General features: G+C 50.3%; 21 protein-coding genes. 3 read left to right on the forward strand and 18 right to left on the reverse strand.

Features of this window, described 5'->3' with window-relative positions:
* Positions 1-72 precede the first annotated feature (72 nt).
* Together murA and ACI31J_RS08090 are read right to left on the reverse strand one after the other, a co-directional pair.
* Positions 73-1,389, reverse strand: a complete 1,317-nt coding sequence (murA, locus tag ACI31J_RS08085; RefSeq protein WP_439773910.1) for a UDP-N-acetylglucosamine 1-carboxyvinyltransferase — start codon at positions 1,387-1,389, stop codon at positions 73-75.
* An 18-nt stretch (positions 1,390-1,407) separates the two neighbouring features.
* Positions 1,408-1,638 carry a DUF1146 family protein gene (locus ACI31J_RS08090; RefSeq protein ID WP_439773911.1) on the reverse strand — a complete coding sequence of 77 codons (231 nt, stop codon included), beginning with the start codon at positions 1,636-1,638 and terminating at the stop codon, positions 1,408-1,410.
* 298 nt (positions 1,639-1,936) lie between these two features.
* Here ACI31J_RS08090 and ACI31J_RS08095 point away from each other — a divergent pair, with 298 nt between their 5' ends.
* Positions 1,937-2,473 carry a GNAT family N-acetyltransferase gene (locus tag ACI31J_RS08095; RefSeq protein WP_439773912.1) on the forward strand — a complete coding sequence of 179 codons (537 nt, stop codon included), beginning with the start codon at positions 1,937-1,939 and terminating at the stop codon, positions 2,471-2,473.
* Between the two features lie 183 nt (positions 2,474-2,656).
* Here ACI31J_RS08095 and ACI31J_RS08100 read toward each other — a convergent pair whose 3' ends face one another.
* The 16 genes from ACI31J_RS08100 to ACI31J_RS08175 all read right to left on the reverse strand — a co-directional run bounded on the left by ACI31J_RS08100 (position 2,657) and on the right by ACI31J_RS08175 (position 17,127).
* Positions 2,657-3,085 carry a F0F1 ATP synthase subunit epsilon gene (locus tag ACI31J_RS08100; protein ID WP_439773913.1) on the reverse strand — a complete coding sequence of 143 codons (429 nt, stop codon included), beginning with the start codon at positions 3,083-3,085 and terminating at the stop codon, positions 2,657-2,659.
* A 13-nt stretch (positions 3,086-3,098) separates the two neighbouring features.
* On the reverse strand, positions 3,099-4,523 hold the full coding sequence (atpD, locus tag ACI31J_RS08105; RefSeq protein WP_439773914.1) for a F0F1 ATP synthase subunit beta: 1,425 nt from the start codon (positions 4,521-4,523) through the stop codon (positions 3,099-3,101).
* 23 nt (positions 4,524-4,546) lie between these two features.
* Positions 4,547-5,509 carry a F0F1 ATP synthase subunit gamma gene (locus tag ACI31J_RS08110; RefSeq protein WP_439773915.1) on the reverse strand — a complete coding sequence of 321 codons (963 nt, stop codon included), beginning with the start codon at positions 5,507-5,509 and terminating at the stop codon, positions 4,547-4,549.
* 35 nt (positions 5,510-5,544) lie between these two features.
* The gene (atpA, locus tag ACI31J_RS08115) at positions 5,545-7,077 is read right to left on the reverse strand and encodes a F0F1 ATP synthase subunit alpha (protein ID WP_439773916.1); all 1,533 of its coding nucleotides are present in this window, start codon (positions 7,075-7,077) and stop codon (positions 5,545-5,547) included.
* A 32-nt stretch (positions 7,078-7,109) separates the two neighbouring features.
* Positions 7,110-7,652, reverse strand: coding sequence for an ATP synthase F1 subunit delta (gene atpH / locus ACI31J_RS08120; protein ID WP_439773917.1), 543 nt, complete (start codon positions 7,650-7,652; stop codon positions 7,110-7,112).
* Positions 7,642-8,160: a F0F1 ATP synthase subunit B gene (gene atpF / locus ACI31J_RS08125; RefSeq protein ID WP_439773918.1), complete on the reverse strand. Its 519-nt coding sequence runs from the start codon at positions 8,158-8,160 to the stop codon at positions 7,642-7,644. Before atpF ends, atpH begins: the two co-directional genes overlap by 11 nt.
* 44 nt (positions 8,161-8,204) lie before the next feature.
* Entirely contained in the window at positions 8,205-8,423 is a 219-nt protein-coding gene (atpE, locus tag ACI31J_RS08130; protein WP_003666561.1) for a F0F1 ATP synthase subunit C, read from the reverse strand.
* Between the two features lie 24 nt (positions 8,424-8,447).
* Positions 8,448-9,155 carry a F0F1 ATP synthase subunit A gene (gene atpB, locus ACI31J_RS08135; protein ID WP_283593023.1) on the reverse strand — a complete coding sequence of 236 codons (708 nt, stop codon included), beginning with the start codon at positions 9,153-9,155 and terminating at the stop codon, positions 8,448-8,450.
* A 239-nt stretch (positions 9,156-9,394) separates the two neighbouring features.
* Positions 9,395-10,666 (reverse strand): solute carrier family 23 protein, encoded by a 1,272-nt coding sequence (locus ACI31J_RS08140; protein WP_439773919.1) that lies wholly within the window; start codon positions 10,664-10,666, stop codon positions 9,395-9,397.
* 129 nt (positions 10,667-10,795) lie between these two features.
* Positions 10,796-11,584 (reverse strand): YibE/F family protein, encoded by a 789-nt coding sequence (locus tag ACI31J_RS08145; protein ID WP_439773920.1) that lies wholly within the window; start codon positions 11,582-11,584, stop codon positions 10,796-10,798.
* Positions 11,581-12,696, reverse strand: coding sequence for a YibE/F family protein (locus tag ACI31J_RS08150; protein ID WP_439773921.1), 1,116 nt, complete (start codon positions 12,694-12,696; stop codon positions 11,581-11,583). The genes ACI31J_RS08145 and ACI31J_RS08150 overlap by 4 nt, the downstream gene beginning before the upstream one ends.
* A gap of 111 nt (positions 12,697-12,807) precedes the next feature.
* Entirely contained in the window at positions 12,808-13,443 is a 636-nt protein-coding gene (gene upp / locus ACI31J_RS08155) for a uracil phosphoribosyltransferase (protein WP_320610216.1), read from the reverse strand.
* A gap of 110 nt (positions 13,444-13,553) precedes the next feature.
* Complete coding sequence (locus tag ACI31J_RS08160) at positions 13,554-14,582, reverse strand: L-threonylcarbamoyladenylate synthase (protein ID WP_439773922.1); 1,029 nt, start codon at positions 14,580-14,582, stop codon at positions 13,554-13,556.
* A 5-nt stretch (positions 14,583-14,587) separates the two neighbouring features.
* Positions 14,588-15,454: a peptide chain release factor N(5)-glutamine methyltransferase gene (prmC, locus tag ACI31J_RS08165; RefSeq protein WP_439773923.1), complete on the reverse strand. Its 867-nt coding sequence runs from the start codon at positions 15,452-15,454 to the stop codon at positions 14,588-14,590.
* Positions 15,447-16,529, reverse strand: a complete 1,083-nt coding sequence (gene prfA / locus ACI31J_RS08170) for a peptide chain release factor 1 (protein ID WP_439773927.1) — start codon at positions 16,527-16,529, stop codon at positions 15,447-15,449. The genes prmC and prfA overlap by 8 nt, the downstream gene beginning before the upstream one ends.
* A gap of 10 nt (positions 16,530-16,539) precedes the next feature.
* Positions 16,540-17,127, reverse strand: a complete 588-nt coding sequence (locus tag ACI31J_RS08175) for a thymidine kinase (RefSeq protein WP_439773924.1) — start codon at positions 17,125-17,127, stop codon at positions 16,540-16,542.
* A gap of 180 nt (positions 17,128-17,307) precedes the next feature.
* Between ACI31J_RS08175 and ACI31J_RS08180 the strand changes: the two genes are divergently transcribed.
* Both ACI31J_RS08180 and ACI31J_RS08185 read left to right on the forward strand, forming a co-directional pair.
* Entirely contained in the window at positions 17,308-18,648 is a 1,341-nt protein-coding gene (locus tag ACI31J_RS08180; RefSeq protein WP_439773925.1) for a MurT ligase domain-containing protein, read from the forward strand.
* Positions 18,648-19,355 carry a type 1 glutamine amidotransferase gene (locus ACI31J_RS08185; protein WP_439773926.1) on the forward strand — a complete coding sequence of 236 codons (708 nt, stop codon included), beginning with the start codon at positions 18,648-18,650 and terminating at the stop codon, positions 19,353-19,355. Before ACI31J_RS08180 ends, ACI31J_RS08185 begins: the two co-directional genes overlap by 1 nt.
* The last annotated feature ends 105 nt before the right edge of the window (positions 19,356-19,460 follow it).

Below are 19,460 nucleotides of genomic sequence, written 5' to 3' on the forward strand. Positions count from 1 at the left end.
TCCTTCTCAAGAAAGATTTTATTTTAGTTAATATCGTTCGTATTATACCATAATATCGCCGTAAACTGCGGGTTAGTCATGGTTAGTTTCGTTAGTAGGGTGTCCCGGTGACAGTTTGAACTTATCCGCGATATCAATCCGGTCGATTTGAGCCCCCAGCGCACGGAGCTTCTGTTGGAAGCGGTAGTAGCCACGGTCAATTTCACTAACATTGCGTACCTGAGTAATTCCGGTAGCAGCCAAGCCGGCTAAGACCAGGGCCGCGCCAGCTCGCAGGTCGGATGCCGTTACCTCCGCCCCGCTGAACCTGGTTGGCCCGTCCAGGACTGCAACCGGACCACTGATCTGAAACTTAGCGTTCATCCGCCGTAACTCTTCTAGGTGCATGAACCGTTTCTCAAAGATCCGTTCATCCAAAGTGCTAATCCCGTTGGCCAGCAGTTGAAGGACTGAGATTTGGGGCTGCAGGTCAGTAGGGAAGCCGGGGTACGGCATCGTCTTGATGTTGGTTGGCAACAATACTGATGTTCCCAAGACACGGATGCCATTATCCTGGCGCACAACGGTCACCCCCATCTCTTCCAGTTTGGCGATCAAAGAAGCATTATGCTCAGCAACGGCGTCAGCCACCAGGACGTCGCCGTTGGTAATCGCCGCGGCAATCATAAAGGTTCCCGCCTCAATCCGGTCTGAGATAAGCTGGTACTCACAGCCATGAAGGAAAGTGACCCCCTGAATCCGGATCACCGCGGTCCCGGCCCCGTGCACCCGGGCGCCCATCTTGTTTAAGAAGTTCGCCAACTCGATGATCTCCGGTTCCCGGGCGGCATTCTCGATCGTCGTAATCCCGGTCGCCCGGGTCGCCGCCATCATCAAATCCTCAGTCGCACCGACGCTTGGAAAGTCAAGGTAGATCCGGGCCGCCGTCAGCCGGTCAGCTTGGGCCACAATGTAGCCGTCGCGCTGGTCAACCTGGGCTCCCAGAGCGGTCAGCCCCTTGATATGCAGATCAATGGGCCGCGAGCCAATTGCACATCCGCCCGGCAACGCCACCTTAGCATAACCGGTGCGAGCCAAAAGGGGCCCCAGCACCAGCATCGAAGCCCGCATCTCATCAACGTATTCAAATGGGGCCTCATTCGCAACATCTTTTTGGGCATCCAGCAGTAGTTCGTGCTTCTCCTGATCAAAGACTACCGTGACGTTTAAAAACTTCAGGAGACGATTCATCGTTATGATGTCTAGCAATGGCGGAACGTTAGTCAGACGAAAGCTCCCCACCGTTGCCAGCAGACTCGCCGCCTGAATCGGCAGTGCCGCGTTTTTTGAACCCTCAACATGAACACGGCCGGTTAGGCGCCGCCCGCCCTTAATCACCATTTTTTCCATCGTCTACTCCCTCAATTCCTAGCGAACCAGATACACCAAGTTGCTGATGGCACTAATAATGTTCAAGAAAAAGCTTGCACACAGGTAACCAAGTGCCGTTGCCGCCAAGACAATCGCCAATGGCAAGGTCCGCGGCGGCCGCTTAAAGAAACGCTCAATGTGAAAGCCTTGAATCGCATTGAAAGCCAACCACACAAACAGCAGTTGAACCACGATCTCAATTAGTGCATGAATTCCCGTCAGTTCCAAGCCCGCGCCCCCTAACAAAACGTTTGTATTTTATCATACCATAATCAAATGGGCCGCAATATTAAGAAAGCTTAACTTAATCAAAATAATTGGCCTTTCTTTTATCAATTATAAGAGCATTATTGGTCTTATCAACAGCAACTAAATATGTTTTATAACTTGTCGATTCTTCTGCCCACCCGGCTGACCATCCGTAAAACGTTAAAAAAATTCAAAATTAATAGGAAGCGAATTGCGTTCCGCGTTAAAACATGCGTTACTGATATACAACTAAATAAAACAATCGGATGGTGGAATAATGGAATTCAAATTATTGAAACTTGCTTCAGCTGATCGCGAACAATTTGAAACGGACATGCAAGAAGCCTTCAATAAGGGCGCCGAATCTTACTCCGGCAAGGAAGAACACGTCTTGCCAGAAGCAGATATCGAAGAGGCGTTAAATGCTGAGGGCGCCGTTGCCTATAAGGCGATGATGGACGAAAATATGGTCGGCGGAGCCATCGTAAACATTGACTCGGCAACGAAACATAATCACTTGGACTTCCTATACGTCAAGGCCGGCTACCAAGGGAAAGGAATCGGCCAGCAAATCTGGCAAGGGCTTGAAAAGCGTTATCCGCAAACCACGGTCTGGGAAACCTGCACCCCCTACTTTGATCAGCGCAACATTCATTTCTACATTAATAAGCTAGGCTTCCATGCGGTTGAATTTTATAACCAGTACCATCAAGACCCGGCTGAAACGGAAACGTACGCTGGTCATAATTCACCGGGAATGTTCAGGTTTGAAAAGAAAATGCCGGGTAATAACGGCGGAAAATCACAACAATGATTAGAAAATAGTGACCATTGATGGTTGAGCAGTAGTGCGCTGAGCGACGCAAGCCTTATATCAGGGCATGCGTCTTTTTAGTTTAGTAAAGAGGAATACGGAAAAGCATGCTAAAACAACAAAGGGATTTCAGCACGCATATGCTGAAATCCCTTATGTCACGAAACTCGTTCACCGAGTCCCTTATTTATTGAGGAGCTTAGAAGTGTTCAGACGGTTAATCGCCCGCTTGAGGTGCACTTCAGCTCGTGCCAAGTCGTCTTGATTATGTTCACGCTTGGCCTTTTCAATTTCTGATTCTGACCGCTTCTTAGCTGCCTCGGCCCGCTGAACATCAATTTCTTCGGGCATTTCGGCACTATCGGCAGCGATCAGCGCCTGGTGACCATCGAACTGGATGATTCCACCGTTAACGGCCGCAACTTCGGCGGTTCCTTCATCATGCTTGATCCGCACGGTGCTGATTTCCAGCGCCGCAACCAATGGCACGTGATTAGCCATGATCCCCATCTGACCACCAGCGGTGTTCATGACGACCATCGTGGCATTATCATTGTCGTAAACAGTGCCATCAGGGGTAATAATCGTGACCTTAAACTTACTGTCAGCCATAAATTATCCCCTCCTAATCTTTGCTGTCTGCGTCAGAATCCGCCTGTAATTTCTTTGCCTTTTCCACAACATCTTCAATTGGACCAACCAAACGGAATGCTTCTTCCGGCAAGTCATCGTACTTACCTTCCAGAATCTCCTTGAAGCCCTTGATGGTGTCCTTCAATGGAACGTACTTACCAGGTTGACCGGTAAATTGTGAAGCAACACTGAAGCTCTGTGACAGGAAGTTCTGAATCCGCCGGGCACGAGCAACAATTGTCTTTTCTTCGTCAGACAATTCATCCATCCCTAAGATAGAGATGATGTCTTGCAGTTCGTGGTACCGTTGCAGAACGTGTTGAACCTGCATAGCAACTTCGTAGTGTTCCTTACCAACGATTTCTGGCGTCAAGGCAGTTGAAGTTGAAGCCAGTGGGTCAACGGCTGGGTAAATACCGATTTGCGTCAGCCGACGTTCCAAGTTGGTAGTAGCATCCAAGTGGGCGAAAGTGGTTGCTGGAGCTGGGTCGGTGTAGTCATCGGCAGGAACGTAAACGGCTTGAATAGACGTAATTGAACCCTTCTTAGTAGAAGTGATTCGTTCCTGCAACTGACCCATTTCAGTAGCCAACGTTGGCTGGTAACCAACGGCAGATGGAATCCGCCCTAACAGGGCAGAAACTTCTGACCCGGCCTGGGTGAACCGGAAAATGTTATCGATGAAGAGCAGCACATCCTGACCCTTAACATCACGGAAGTATTCCGCAATGGTCAGACCAGTCAAGGCAACCCGCATACGGGCACCTGGTGGTTCGTTCATCTGACCATAAACCATGGCCGTCTTTTCCAGAACCCCGGAAGCCTTCATTTCGTAGTACATATCGTTACCTTCACGAGTTCGTTCACCGACCCCAGTGAAGACAGAAATACCATTGTGACCTTGGGCAATATTGTGAATCAATTCCTGAATCAAAACGGTCTTACCAACACCGGCACCACCGAAGAGACCAATCTTACCACCACGAACGTATGGAGCCAAGAGGTCAATAACCTTGATCCCCGTTTCCAGAATTTCCGTGTTGTTGTTTAATTCGTCATACTTAGGTGCGTCACGGTGAATAGGCATCCGCTTAGCATCTGGACCAAACTTCGGTCCGTTATCAACTGGTTCACCTAAGACGTTAAATACCCGACCAAGAGTATCATCACCAACTGGTACACTAATTGCCGCACCAGTGTTTTCAACTTCCATTCCCCGTTGAAGACCATCGGTTCCGTCCATGGCAATCGTCCGGACAACCCCGTCACCCAGTTCAAGGGCAACTTCAGTCGTCAAAGTCTTGTCATCACTTTCCTTAATCTTCAGGGCATCGTTAATTTCAGGAAGCTTTTCGTCTAAGGGGAACTCAACATCGACAACTGGTCCGATAACCTGGACAACTTTACCAGTACTCATGTTGTTTCCTCCTACGTTTGAAATTATTCTTGTGCAGTCATCCCACCGGTAATTTCAGTAATTTCGGTGGTAATGGCTGCCTGCCGTGCTCGGTTATACTGCAATTGCAATGTTGAAACAATGTCATCAGCATTGTCGGTGGCAGAACGCATGGCGTTGGCACTTGATGAGTGTTCGGACGTCTTGGCATCCAGAATGGCCCCATACAAGGCACTCTCCGCGTACTGTTCAACCAGTGCAGAAACAATTGCCGTATCTGACGGTTCAAATTCATATTCAGCCGAAACGTGGGCAGTCGCGGCACTGTTGTTTACCGAGGCGTCCTGAGGATCATTGGCGGCTGCCAATTGGGCAAGCTCGTCTTCATCCAGCAGCGACTTTTCGGTAATCGGCAGCGCGTTGTGAACTGCCACGTGTGACGTAATCCGGTTCACATAGTGGCTGTGAACCGTGTACAGTTCATCGAAGACCCCATCGTTGTACATTTGAACAGTCGTCCGTACAATTGGGAGCACTTCTCTGAATGTTGGCACGTCACTAACCCCAGAATATTGGTACACGATGTTCATACCACGCTTCTGGAAGAATTCCGTTCCGGTTTTTCCGATCGTCAAGAAGACGGTATTATCCTTGTTCAGGTTGTGCTTGGCCATCAGAGCCATGGTTTCCTTGATGATGTTACTGTTGTAACTACCAACCAGGCCACGATCCGAGGTGATTACCAAGATTCCAGTCTTCTTAACCGGACGCTTTTTGAATAGTGCAGCGTAAACATCATCTTGCGAAGCAGCAGATGTTGCGCTGTGAGATTTAACCAGATCAGCCAACATTTGTTTAACCTTCTCAGCATAAACTTCGTAGGTTTGAGTATGGTGTTGAATTTGGTTCAGTTTAGCAGTTGAAACCATCTGCATCGCAGACGTGATTTGCCGAGTACTCTTCGTAGATTCAATTTTATGTTTAACTGCAGCAAGTGAAGCTGGCACTAAATCTCACCGTCCTTTCGACTAACTATCATTAACTACTTGGCAGCAGCTTTCTTCTGGCTGTCACTCGTTTGGAATGACTTGCTGAAGTCAGCAACCGCATTCTGTAAGCCATCGCCTTCCGGCAGCTTACCAGTCTTCGTAATGTCGTCGTAAAGGTCTTGGTGGTTAGCATGCATGTAAGCTGCCAATTCACTCTCGTAACGTTGAACATCATCCAACGGAATCTTATCAATGAAACCGCGTGACAGCGCAAACAGCGTTACAACTTGTTGAGCAACTGGTTGTGGCTCATGCAAACCTTGCTTCAATACTTCCATCGTCCGCTGACCACGAGCCAACTTGGCCTGGGTAGCGTCATCAAGGTCAGAACCGAATTGAGCAAATGATGCCAATTCGTTGTAGGAAGCGATATCCAAACGCAGGGTACCGGCAACCTTCTTCATGGCCTTGATCTGGGCGTCACCACCAACCCGGGAAACAGAAGTCCCGGCATCAATGGCTGGACGTTGACCAGCGTAGAATTCATCAGAGTCCAGGAAGATCTGGCCATCAGTGATGGAAATAACGTTGGTTGGAATATATGCAGAAACGTCCCCGGCCTGGGTCTGAATGATTGGCAGGGCGGTCATTGAACCACCGCCAAGGTCATCAGAAAGACGAGCAGCCCGTTCAAGCAACCGAGAGTGGGTGTAGAAGATATCACCAGGGTAAGCTTCACGGCCAGGAGGACGACGCAGAATCAGTGAAAGTTCACGGTAAGCGTCGGCCTGCTTTGACAGGTCATCGTAAACGATCAGAACGTCCTTGCCGCCAAACATGAACTCTTCACCCATTGCGGCACCGGCATATGGTGCGATGTAAAGCATTGGGGCTGGGTTGGAAGCACTGGCAGAAACAACGATCGTGTAGTCCAAGGCACCAAACTTCCGTAAGGTTTCCACGTTTGCACGAACAGTTGATTCCTTTTGACCAATGGCAACGTAAATGCAGATAACATCCTTACCCTTTTGGTTAATGATGGTGTCCAATGCAATAGCGGTCTTACCAGTCTTACGGTCACCAATGATCAATTCACGCTGACCCCGACCAATTGGAACCAAGGCATCAATAACCTTGATACCGGTTTGCAGTGGTTCACTAACACTCTTCCGCTCCATAACACCTGGAGCCTTCCGTTCGATTGGACGCGTCTTGTCAGTCTTGATCTCGCCTAAGCCATCAATTGGCCGGCCTAATGGATCAACAACCCGTCCCAGCAATGCATCACCGACGGGTACTTCCATGATTCGACCCGTCCGTTTAACGGTGTCACCTTCACGAATACCGGTGAAATCCCCTAAAATAACGATACCAACATCGTTGCTTTCGAGGTTTTGCGCCATTCCGTAAACACCGTTGCTAAATTCGAGCAACTCACCGGCCATGGCATTTTCCAAGCCATCGGCACGAGCAACACCATCACCAACGTAGGTAACCGTCCCGGTTTCTTCAACAGAAACTTGGTCTTGGTAGTTGGCAAGCTGTTTCTTGATGAGTGAACTGATTTCCTCAGTTTTAATGCTCATAAAGGTCTCACCTCTTTAACAAAAGATCTATTTTATCTAACTAGTAAACGACGAATTTGCTTAATCTTTGAGCTGAGACTACCATCCAAGGTCTTATGATCGGCATGGACAATAACCCCACCTAAAATTTCTGGATCAACCTGTTCGTTTAAGACAACGTCCGAAGCTCCGAAGCGCTTGGCCAGGTTTGCCTTGAGTTGATCCCGTTGTTGTTTATCGAGTTGGATCGCTGTGACAACGTCAGCATGCATCCGCTTATTCTTAGCGTCATACCGCCGTTCAAACTCATCAATAATTGCGACCATGCAATCCATGCGGCCGTAATCAAAAAGCATTTGAATCAGGTTAACAACGTATTGGGAAGCTCCCTGTTGCAGGTCCTGAACTAATGCTTTCTTTTCATCGAGTGACAGTTGGACACCCGCCAGTGCGGATTCCAAACTCTCATTGTCCTCAAAGACTTGGCGTAAAGCAATCAATTCTTGATAAGTCTGATCGAGTTCATTGTCTTCATCGACCAATTCGAACAGTGCACGAGCGTAACGCCCGGCAACCGTCTTCTTATCAAGACTCATGATTTACCAACCCTTCAATGTAGGAGTCGATCAATTCTTTTTGATCGTCTGCCTTTAATTCTTTTTGGATGAGTTTGGAAGCAATCTCAATAGATAAGTTTGCAACGTCATCCTTCGCACCATTCAGCGCATCGCGACGTGCTTGATCCGCATCCTGTTGTGCTTGTTGTTTGAGGGCTTGAGCATCGTTTTGTGCTGCCTCAACAATTTGTGCTCGTTGTGTTTCAGCCGACTTTTTGGCATTGCTTACAATGTCTGCAGCTTCTTGACGTGAATTTTGCAGTTCAGCTTGACGCTTAGCAGCCATCTTTTCGGCATTTGCCCGTGACCGCGCCGCGTTATCGATATCATTAGCAATCTTGTCTGCCCGCTTCTTCATCATGTCAGTAACTGGTCCCCATGCGAAGTGCTTGACCAGCAACATCAGAATAATGAAAGTAACGATGTAGAATACAAGGTCCCCGATGTATAAACTGTTCGATTCAGCTAACACACTGTTCACAAACATCTATTGACACCTCCTTGTCTTACAAAAAATCAAAGTGTGATTGATTACTTGTTCATAACAAGGAAGCCAATAACGATGGCGATAATAGGCATGGCTTCAATCAAACCAACACCGATGAACATCGTTGCTTGTAATCTACTTTGTAATTCTGGTTGACGTGCGATACTGTCGACAGTGTGTCCGATTAAGATACCATCACCAATACCACCACCGATAGCGGCACCCATAGCCGCGAGTCCTGCAGCAATTGCTCCTAATGCCATTTTAAAATTCCTCCTTAGAGATTATTATTCGGAAACCTTCCGAGAAATATAAACCGTCGTTAATGTTACAAAGACATACGCCTGGATTGAACCGATAAATACGGAGAAGCCTTGCCATGCTAATTCCAGAAGCAATCCCGGAATGATTGTTAAGGCACCGTGTGAGAAGGCCATATTGGCAATCAAACTCATTAACAGTTCACCAGCAAAAATGTTACCAAAGATACGAAGACCCAGCGTTAAGAAGTTGGCAAACTCCTCAATGATGTTAACGGGTAACATCAAAGCAAATGGCTTGGTGTAGTTCTTAAGGTAACCACCAAGACCGTTGTGGGCAACACCTGCAAAGTGTGCCAATGCCATGACCATCAGTGAGAAGGTCAGCGTTACAACTGGATCCGCCGTTGGACTTCTAAGCACTTCCGCTCCGTTCCAATGGAATTGGAAAAGCAACCCAAATTGGTTGGCGAAGAAGATAAAGACGAACAGCACAAAGGCAAAGAAACTGTAGCGTCCCTGCTCGGCTGCCGGCATCTGACTCCGGACAATCCCGTTTGTAAAGTCAACCAGCCATTCAAAAACGTTTTGTGCACCCGTTGGCTTCATTTGAATCTTTCGTGACATCCCGTAAAGAGTGAAGAACACGATTGCGTAGATAATCAGTCCAGAAACAATGTTCGTTGTATTGAACGTGAGTCCGAAAAGCTTAAAAGTTAAAGCATCACCGCCCATTCATATTCCACCTCTTTCCTTATAACAATAATTTGGCTTGTAAGTTGGATAAAAGTCGCTTTAAAAGAACTAGTTAGCCCAAGTTACGTCTAGTAATATATCATTATTTAAGGGAAAATTCAAAAAAATATTAAATCTCGCTAAGGGCTTTCAAGGCCGTTATCCCGAGTTTCATCGGTTTTTTCCCCACAAACGACAATTCCTACAAATTGTCGATTAGAAAATGCTAAGAATTAATGCTACCGCTCACTCAATGCTTTTTGCGGAAGGATCAGGTTCAAAATGATCCCCAAAACCGCCGCCACGGCCAGACCGGAGAATTGGTACTTGCCCAGCTGGAGGTAGGCGTTTCCGATCCCGATCACCAGAATGACCGAGGAAATCATCAGGTTGCGCTTAGCGTTAAAGTCGATCTGATTTTCGATCATTACCCGGAGACCGCTTGAGGCAATTACCCCGAATAAGAGGAAGGAAATTCCCCCGATTACCGGTGACGGAATCGTTTCGATCAGGGCACTCAGTTTACCAACAAAGCTGAAGAAGACCGCGAAAAGTGCCGCCCCCGCAATCACGTAGACGGAGTGCACCCGGGTGATCGCCAGGACACCGATGTTTTCACCGTAACTGGTTACTGGGGGCCCACCGACGAAGCCGGCAATAATGGAGGCCGTCCCGTCACCGGCCAGGGTATGGTTTAGTCCCGGATCCTTAAAGTAATTACGCTCCGTCAGTTCGTTCAGCACCATGATGTGACCCAGGTGTTCGGTCATCGTGACGAAGGCGATCGGCGCCATGCTGAGGATGGCACCCCAGTATAGTTGTGGATGGTAGGTGACAAACGGTACCTGGAAGTCCGGCAGGCTGAACCAATGGGCCCGCATGACCGGGCTAAAGTCCACGATGCCAAATAGGCAGGCGATCAGATAGCCGAAGACGATCCCCATCAAAATCGGGATCAGACCCAAGAAGCCCTTGAAGTACATGTTAAAGGCGATCGTGAGCAGCATTGTCAGCATCGCCACCGCAAAGAACTTCAAGTCGTAGTGTCCGGTAGCCGAGTTGATGGTGGCATCTTTGGCCGCCGTCCCAGCCAAAGAAAGGCCAATCACCACTACGATCGGCCCGACCACAATTGGCGGCAGCACCTTATCGATCCATTCTGAGCCGATCTGACTGACGATCAGTGCCACAATTAAGTAAACACAGCCGACCGCAATCGTCCCCTGAGCGATTCCCGGGTAGCCGGTCGACTTCATCAACGCCATCATCGGGACAACAAACGAAAAGCTCGATCCCATGTAGGCTGGGATCTTGTGCTTCGTGATCAATAAGTAGATCAGGGTCCCAACCCCCGAGCTAAACAATGCGATGCCGGGATTCAAACCGACCAGGATCGGTACCAGGACGGTTGAGCCAAACATCGAAAACATGTGTTGTAAAGAAAGGCCGACCCACTGACCAGGGCGTGGCTTTTCATCAACATCCAGCACAACATCTTGACGGTGTGCCATCGTATCCCTCCTAAAATAAAAGCAGCCTTAGGGTACCGTTACCCCAAGGCTGCTTTTAGTCAGACCGATTGATCCATTATTAATTTGCACCTTGAGGGCCTCACGGGACCCGGTTAAAGGTTTCATTCTTTAATTATTTTTATCATAAGTGCTTTCCCCTGGCCTGTCAACCAGTTTGGTGCGACGCTTGGTCATCACCCAAGCCGTCATCGGCACGGTGAGCAGGACCCCGATGAAGGAAATCAGGATCTCCAGCATTTCGGCCACGAAAATCTTGTTGTTCATGATCGTCCCCAGAGAATAGTGCAGCCCCGCAAACCAGATGAAGAGCGCTAAGAACCCACCGAAGACCCCGAAGAACAGGGTATTAAAGGTTGTCCCAATAATCTGACGGCCAATTGCCATCCCACTCTTGATCAAGCGGGAGTTGCTGATGGCCGGGTGATTTTCTAAAACCTCGGTCAGCCCCGACGAGATCGCCATGGCAGCTTCGGCAATCGCCCCCAAGGTACTTAGGGAGGTCACCGTCACGGCCACCTTCAGATAACTGATCCCGATCAAAATCGACATCCCCTCGAGGTCATCACTATCTTCTGTGCCGAAGCCCTGGACCTGGGCCCAATGTTCAATCAAGATGATAAAGGCAATCAGGATCGCCATGACAATCAGTGATGAATAGAAGGCCGTTACGGTGGTCCGCAGGTCATCCTCGCCCATGAAGATGGTGATCGCCAGGATGGTTACCCCCGTGACCGCGGTCACAAACAGAGGCGGCACGTGGAAGGCGATCAAAACCATGGCAAAGTACAGAAAGCCGAAGTTGAGGAGGAGACTGAGAAAGGCTGACCAGCCCTGCTTGCCGCCAACCAGGATCATCAGGATCATCAAGACCAGTCCCAGTGCAGTAATTGTCGTCATTTTGTTCGCCTCCCTAATAGAAGCGCCCCAAAGGCACTAACCAGGGGCACCGCCAGAACAATCCCGATTCCACTGACCAGGCTCTGGACAGTCCCCAGGCTCATGTTCATGGCGAAGGTATACCCCCAGGAGTTGCCATTCTTGATGTAGAGCAGGCTGGAAGTAAAGGTATCGGCCATGAAGATCAAAAAGAGGACGTTGATCAATGGTCCCATGATCGACTTGCCGACGTTGCGCCCTGACATAAACAGTTGCCGCGGGGTAACGGCTGGTTCCAGTTGCTTGAGTTCGAAGAGGGTCGCGATGATGTCACTCGACTCATCCATCACCGCCCCCAGCGAGCCCAGGAGCGTCTCAGCTAAAAAGAGCGGCCGGGGAACCTGGGTGACGTATTGCATCGACTCGTAGTAGATTCCGCGTTGGTGCGTCCAGGAAAAGACCAGGAGGCTGACTCCTAAAGCAGCAAAGGTCCCAATCACGGTAGCACTGAAGGTGGCTAGCATCTTCTTGTTTGGTCCGAGAACCAGCAATAGGCTGACAAAGGCAAAGATAACGGTTAGGGTACTGAAGATTGCCATGATATGCTCGCCATTATTATGCAAGTCGAGGCCCACGGCAAGGACGAACAGCAAGGCGTTGACCACCACGCTAGTCAGTGCCCAGGCTCCGGCCTTCCCCATTGTCATTAGAAGCAGGAAGATCACCAGCCAGGCCACCAGGACGAGGACTGTATCGCGCTTATAGCCGTTAATATTAGCCGTCAAGTGTTTCCCCCGGCGGCGGACCTGGCTCAAGAAGACCTGATCCCCAGCTCGGTAACGTTGGTCCATGGGCCGTGAGTCGCTATAGGTATTAGAAAGTTGCACCCGCTGGCCGCGATACGGGCCGTTCATCATGACGGCAGTGATTTGCTGGTCGTATTGGTGGTCAACGTTCTGAAATTGATCGCTGGTCCGCCGGGCCTTGCCCACACGGGTTGCCTTGACTACCTTGGCAATCGGCTGACGATAGAAACGTTGGTTATTCATTGTAAAGGCCACGCTCAGCAGGCCGAAGATGAGCAAGCCCATCAGCAGCCACCGCTTTGAACGCAGCCAGGATAAATCTAACAATTTGGACATTCCCTTATAAATTATTCGTTGCCATTCTACTATCATTTAAGCCAATCAAAAAAGTGTTTACGAAAATCTTATGATCTTCGTAAACACTTTACTGGTTGATAACTACTTAGTACCGAAGAGCCGGTCACCGGCATCCCCCAAACCAGGAACGATGTAACCGTCCTTGTTCAGGTGGTCGTCAAGACCCGCAGCATAGAGGTCAACATCTGGGTAGGCTTCCCGAACAGCCTTAACACCCTCTGGGGCAGCAACTAGGCAGGCGAACTTCATGTTCTTCTCCTGGCAGCCACGCTTCTTCAAGGCTTCAATCGCCATCATTGCTGAACCACCGGTGGCTAACATTGGGTCCACGATGAACAGTTGCCGCTCCGTGATATCGTTTGGCAGTTTGACAAAGTACTCGTGAGGCTTCAAAGTCTCTTCGTCACGGTACATCCCGATGAAACCAATCTTGGCAGCCGGAATCAAGTCGGTCATACCATCGACCATCCCTAAACCAGCACGCAGGATTGGGATGATTGCAACCTTCTTACCAGCCAGTTCCTTCTGAGTAGTCTTAGCGATTGGGGTTTCAATCTCGACGTCCTTGAGTGGCATATCCCGTGCCACCTCGTAAGCCATCAGTGTTGAGATTTCCTTAACCGTTTCCCGGAAGAACTTGGTACCAACGTTCTTATCCCGAATCATTGTTAACTTGTGCTGAATCAGTGGGTGATCAATAACTTCAAACTTGCCCATGCCTAATACACTCCTTTGAATTTCTTCTCCATTCTACCAAAAAAAAGGAGAAGTGACAAAGCATCTTTGTCTACCTTCTCACAATTATTCAACTTGTTAATTCACCATCCCTATTTGGCTGCCGCCGGGTCGAAATGAACCCCGCCTGCAGACTTATTGAGCCGGTTCATATAAGCACCGCCAAGCCCCTGAGCCGGGAACGCCTGGGTGACGATCGCCTTAACGTTTGGCTGGTCGTCAAACTGGCGTAAGCCATCAAACAACCGGGCACTGGCATCCGCAACTCCCGTCCCCAGTGAGAACTGGACCGCGTTCATCGGTAGAGTGGCGTGCTGGAGGATCTTTTCTTCGGCCATCATGCCGACATCAAAGGGTTGCTGCTGGATCCACTTGACCACGTCGCCCCAGTCAGTCCCTTCATCCACGATGTATACCTGGGCGTTTGGTGCATAGTGCTTGTACTTCATCCCCGGGGCCTTCGGGGTTTCGTGCTTGCCGACCTTGTGATGGTTGACATCGATTGAGCCGATCACGGATTCGATGTCCTTCTTGGTAACCGCACCCGGCCGCAGAATTACCGGTTGGTCTGTGGACATGTCCAGGACCGTGGATTCGACCCCGACCCGGGTTGGCCCATTATCGAGGATTCCGGCGATCTTACCGTGCAGGTCGTGGTAAACGTGCTGGGCCGTGGTGGGACTCGGTTTGCCGGACGTGTTGGCAGATGGTCCCACCATCGGTACCCCAGCCTTTTCGATCAGATCCAGGGTTGGCTGGCAGTCCGGGAACCGGAAAGCCACCGTCTTCAATCCACCGGTAACCGTCTTGGAAAGGACATGCTTCTTAATCTTCAAAATGATCGTCAGTGAACCGGGCCAAAAAGCCTTCATTAACTTGCGGGCATTATCTGGAATCTCTGCCGCGTACTTCTCTACCATTGCCACAGAATTAACGTGGACAATCAATGGGTTGTCACTCGGCCGTCCCTTAGCCAGGTAGACGTTCTTCACGGCCTCCTCATTCGTTGCGTCAGCCCCGAGGCCATAAACCGTCTCGGTCGGAAACGCTACCAGTTCGCCACGCTTGATTGCCGCAGCGGCCTGATCAACTTCACTTAATTGAAAAATCTTGGTATCCATTCTCGCTAATTTCCTCCTGCGCCTGAAAAGTCCCATACATGTATCATCCTCATCTTATCAGCCACATCATGGCGTTTCTCAATCTTTGCTTGGCGATCACATTGGTGAAGCAGGCTCTGGATCGACTCTTCTTGGTCAAAGCCGGTTTCGCCAAAAAGCTGCCCAGCCGCCGTCAAGTGGCTCCCCGCCTGTATAAAGAGCCGGCGATAAAAGCCCAGCCCGGCCTCATCAGCAAATAAGGCTAAGGACGGCTCGTACTCCAGCACGGCCGTATCCATTATTTTGGTAGCTGCCGGATCGATGTATGGCGGGTTAGTGACAATTGCGTCAAACCGCTGCCCGGCAAGCCCATCAAAGAGGTCACTCTCAACTACCGGTAGGTCCAGATCAAAGCGCTGAACGTTTTGGCGGGCAATCTCCAGGGCCGCGGCAGAAACGTCGCTCAGGGTTACTTGCCACTGGGGACGTTCCAGGGCCAGGGTAATGCCAATCACCCCGCTCCCGGTTCCCAGGTCTAAAACCTTCAAGGGACGAGATGGTAACGCAGCCAATACCCAGTCCACCAGTTCGGCTGTCTCTGCTTCCGGGATTAAGACCGCTGGGGTAACGATAAAATTGCGTCCATAAAACGGCGCCTGCCCGGCAATGTACTGGGCAGGCTCATGCTTTAATAGACGCGCGATGGCCTGGTGAAACCACGCCTGCTCATCTGCAGGCATCCGATCACGGTTGTGCAGCAGCAGATGGGTGGCATCCCAGCCGTGGTGCATCTGCAACAAGAACTGGGGGGCCTGTGGGTCAACATCCGTACCGGCCAGCTGCGTTTTTGCCCAACGTTGCGCCATGAAGTAGTTTTGGTTAGCGTTATTCATTCCGCAATTGTTCCAACTTCTTCGTCTGGTCGGCAACGATCAGGGCTTCGATGATCTCATCAAGGTCTCCTGCCATGATTTTGTCCAGCTTGTTTAAGGTCAGGCCAATCCGGTGATCCGTGACCCGATTCTGTGGATAGTTGTAGGTCCGGATCCGTTCGGAACGGTCCCCGGTACCGATCGCGTCCTTACGCTTTTGATCGTAAGCGCTTTGTTCCTTTTGCTGGTAGTAATCATAAACACGGGCCTTCAGAATCCGCATGGCCTTGGCCCGGTTCTGTTGCTGAGACCGCTCATCCTGCATCGCAACTACGATCCCGGTTGGCAAGTGGGTCATCCGCACCGCCGAAGAGGTCTTGTTAACGTGCTGACCACCGGCACCACTGGAGCGGTAGACGTCGACCCGGATGTCCTTCGGGTCCAGCTCCACGTCAACATCCTCGGCTTCAGGCATTACCCCCACCGTTGCCGTTGAGGTGTGCACCCGACCGGCAGACTCGGTAACCGGTACCCGCTGAACCCGGTGGGCACCGTTTTCAAACTTCAGCTTGGAATATACCTTGTCCCCGGTAATCATCAGGGCAATTTCCTTGAAGCCGCCAACTTCGGTCTCGTTCTTGTCAACGACTTCAACCTTCCAGCCTTGGCGTTCAGCATAGTGGAGGTACATGTTATACAGGTCAGCAGCAAAGAGGCTGGCCTCGTCACCACCAGCGGCACCGCGGATTTCCATGATGATGTTCTTATCATCGTTCGGGTCCTTCGGGATCAGCAAAACCTCTAGTTCCTTCTCCAGCTTGGCCTGCTGTTCCTTGGCGTCGCTCAATTCTTCCTTGGTCATCGCGGTCAGGTCTGGGTCGTCAATCTCCCGCAGCATTTCTTCATCATCACTGATGGTCTGGGTGACCTTCTTGTACTCGTCGTACTTCTCGACCGTTTCCCGCAGACTCCCCTCTTCCTTGGAGAGCTTCATGAAACGTTGGGAGTCCGCAATCACAGCCGGATCACTGATCAATTCATTCAATTCGTCGTAGCGGTCAGCCACCGCCTGCAACTTATCGAAAATGTCCTTCATTTCCATAAAATTATTCCTCCTGTCCTTGGTCTAGCAATGGGTGGAAGTAGTGCTTCCGGCAGACGGGATAGTACGACTCGTTCCCGCCAATCTGCACCTGCTCACCTTCATAGACCGGCTTGCCATCATGAATACGCAGGTTCATCGTCGCCTTGTGGGGGCAGAACCAACAGATGGTTTTCATCTCTTCAATCTTATCAGCATAGATCAATAGGTACTTGGAGCCCTCGAACAGCTCGTTTCTGAAATCGTTCTTCAAGCCGAACGTCATCACGGGAATGTTGAGCTCGTCCACGATCTTAATCAGCTGTAAAACGTGGTGCTTCTTCAAAAACTGGGCCTCATCGATCAGCACGCAGTATACCGGGTGGTCAATCCCTTTGACATATTCGTAGATGTCGGTGTCGTCCATGACCGGGGTCACACGCCGTTTCAAGCCGATTCGGCTGGCAATCACACCTTGACCCGACCGGTTATCAACACCGCTGGTCATCAACACGACCGGCTTGTCCTGCTCCTCATAGTTATGAGCAACCTTCAGGATATCGATCGACTTTCCCGAATTCATTGCCCCATACTTAAAAAATAGCTGTGCCACGATGAACGCTCCTTTTTTGCAATAGTACTCTTCATTATATCTAAAATCCCAATGCTTTTAAATACTTACCATTTCCGTCAGCGGGATCAGCGAAAGTATTTAGCCGAATAACTTTCTTTTTACCCCCATAAAGCTTAAAATTAAACGGTATTTAATCTCACAAAGAAAGGAATTGTCTCAATGTCAATTCGAAGTTCATTTGCTGAGTTTGCTGGCCGGTCAAGCTACTGGTTCCTCCACACTTTCATGCACGGGGGAAGTTCTCTGCCTGGCAAGCTCACCTTAAAGCTCGATCCCAATATTCTCCAGTCCTTCAGCAAGAAGTACGACCTGGTCATTATTACCGGGACCAACGGTAAAACTCTCACCACTGCACTGAGTGTCCGGGTCCTACGAGAAAAGTACGACCAAGTGCTCACCAACCCCACTGGTTCCAACATGGAACAGGGAATCGTGACGACCTTTATCACGGCTCCCCGTGCTAAGAAAAAGGGGCTGGCGGTTTTGGAAGTCGACGAGGCCAACGTGCCGATCGTCTGCCGCTACATCACCCCAAAGGCCTTTGTCTTCACCAATATCTTCAGAGACCAGATGGACCGTTACGGAGAGATCTACACGACCTACAATAAGATCCTCCGTGGGGTCAAGCTGGCGCCCAAGGCCACGATCATCGCTAACGGGGACGAACAACTCTTCCATAGCAAGGACCTGCCCAACCCAATCATCTACTACGGGTTCAACCACGAACACCACGCGGCTTTCAACGCGCCGGCCAACACCGACGGCCTGCTCTGCCCGAAGTGTCAGCACATCTTGCAATACCATATGCGGACCTACGCCGGCCTGGGTGACTACTTCTGCCCCCACTGCGGTTTCAAACGGCCCAAGTTGACCTACAGCGTTACCAAGATCGACAAGCTGACCCCGACGAACTCAACTTTTGAGATCGACGGGCACCAATACACAATCGGCATCGGCGGCCTCTACAACATTTACAACGCCCTGGCAGCCTACTCCCTGGGCCGCTTCATGGGGGTGGACCCAGAACAGATCAAGCACGCCTTTGAGTCCGACGAGCGGGTCTTTGGCCGTCAGGAAATCATCAACGTCGACGGTAAGCAGGTCACAATCATCCTAGTCAAGAATCCGGTTGGTCTCAACCAGGTTCTCGACATGATTGAAACTGATCCAAAGCCATTCAGCTTTGCCTTCCTGCTCAACGCTAACTATGCCGACGGGATTGATACCAGTTGGATCTGGGACGGCGACTTTGAAAAGTTGGCCAAGCACCAAATTCCGCAGTACATGACCGGTGGCGAGCGGTATAAAGATATTACTACCCGCCTGACGATGGCCGGGATCGACAACGTTTGGCACGAGCCGGACCTTACCAAGGTGATCGACAAGATCAAGCAGATGCCAACCGAACACGTCTATATTCTGGCCACCTACACGGCCATGCTACAGTTGCGCAAACTCCTGGCAGAAAAGGAATACATCAAGAAAGGTGGAATGGTCTAATGGCAAAGTATCATCTTCGACTTGCCCACCTCTATGGTGACCTGCTGAACACCTATAGTGATGTCGGCAATATCATCGCCCTCCGTTACTACGCCAAGCAGATGGACGCCGACATCGCCGTCGAGGTTATTAGTATTGACAACCAGTTCAACCCCGACGATTTCGACCTGGCCCTCTTCGGTGGTGGGCAGGACTATGAACAGCTCGTCGTTTCCCGCGACCTGCCTAACAAGAAGGCTGGGATCGATAAGTTCATCAATGATAACAAGCCAATGCTGGCGATCTGCGGAGGCTACCAGTTGCTGGGCCACTACTACATCGGTGCCAACGGTGAGAAGATCCCCGGACTGGGCATCCTTGATCACTACACGCTCAGTCAGGACAACAACCGTTTTATTGGGGACATCACGATCAAGAATCCCGCAAACGGACAAGAGTACCACGGCTTCGAGAACCACAATGGCCGGACGTTCATCGGCAAGGGTGAGAAACCGTTGGGAATGGTTGTTTCCGGTCACGGCAACAACGGTGAAGACCACACCGAGGGGGCCATCTACAAGTCGACCTACTGTTCCTACTTCCATGGTCCAATTCTGACTCGGAACGGTGAGATCGCTAAGACCCTCCTCTTGCGGGCCCTGAAGAATAAGTACCCCACCGCGGACCTCAGCCGTCAGGAAGCTTTAGAGATCAAACCAACCTTCTAGCTTGGGCCAATGATCAGGCGAAAAACATAATACAAATGGCTATCACCAAACACAAAGCGGGTTTGGTGATAGCCATTTTTTGCAGACTGGACATAAAAAACGAGG

This window comes from Limosilactobacillus sp. (assembly GCF_051873075.1).
GTDB lineage: Bacteria > Bacillota > Bacilli > Lactobacillales > Lactobacillaceae > Limosilactobacillus.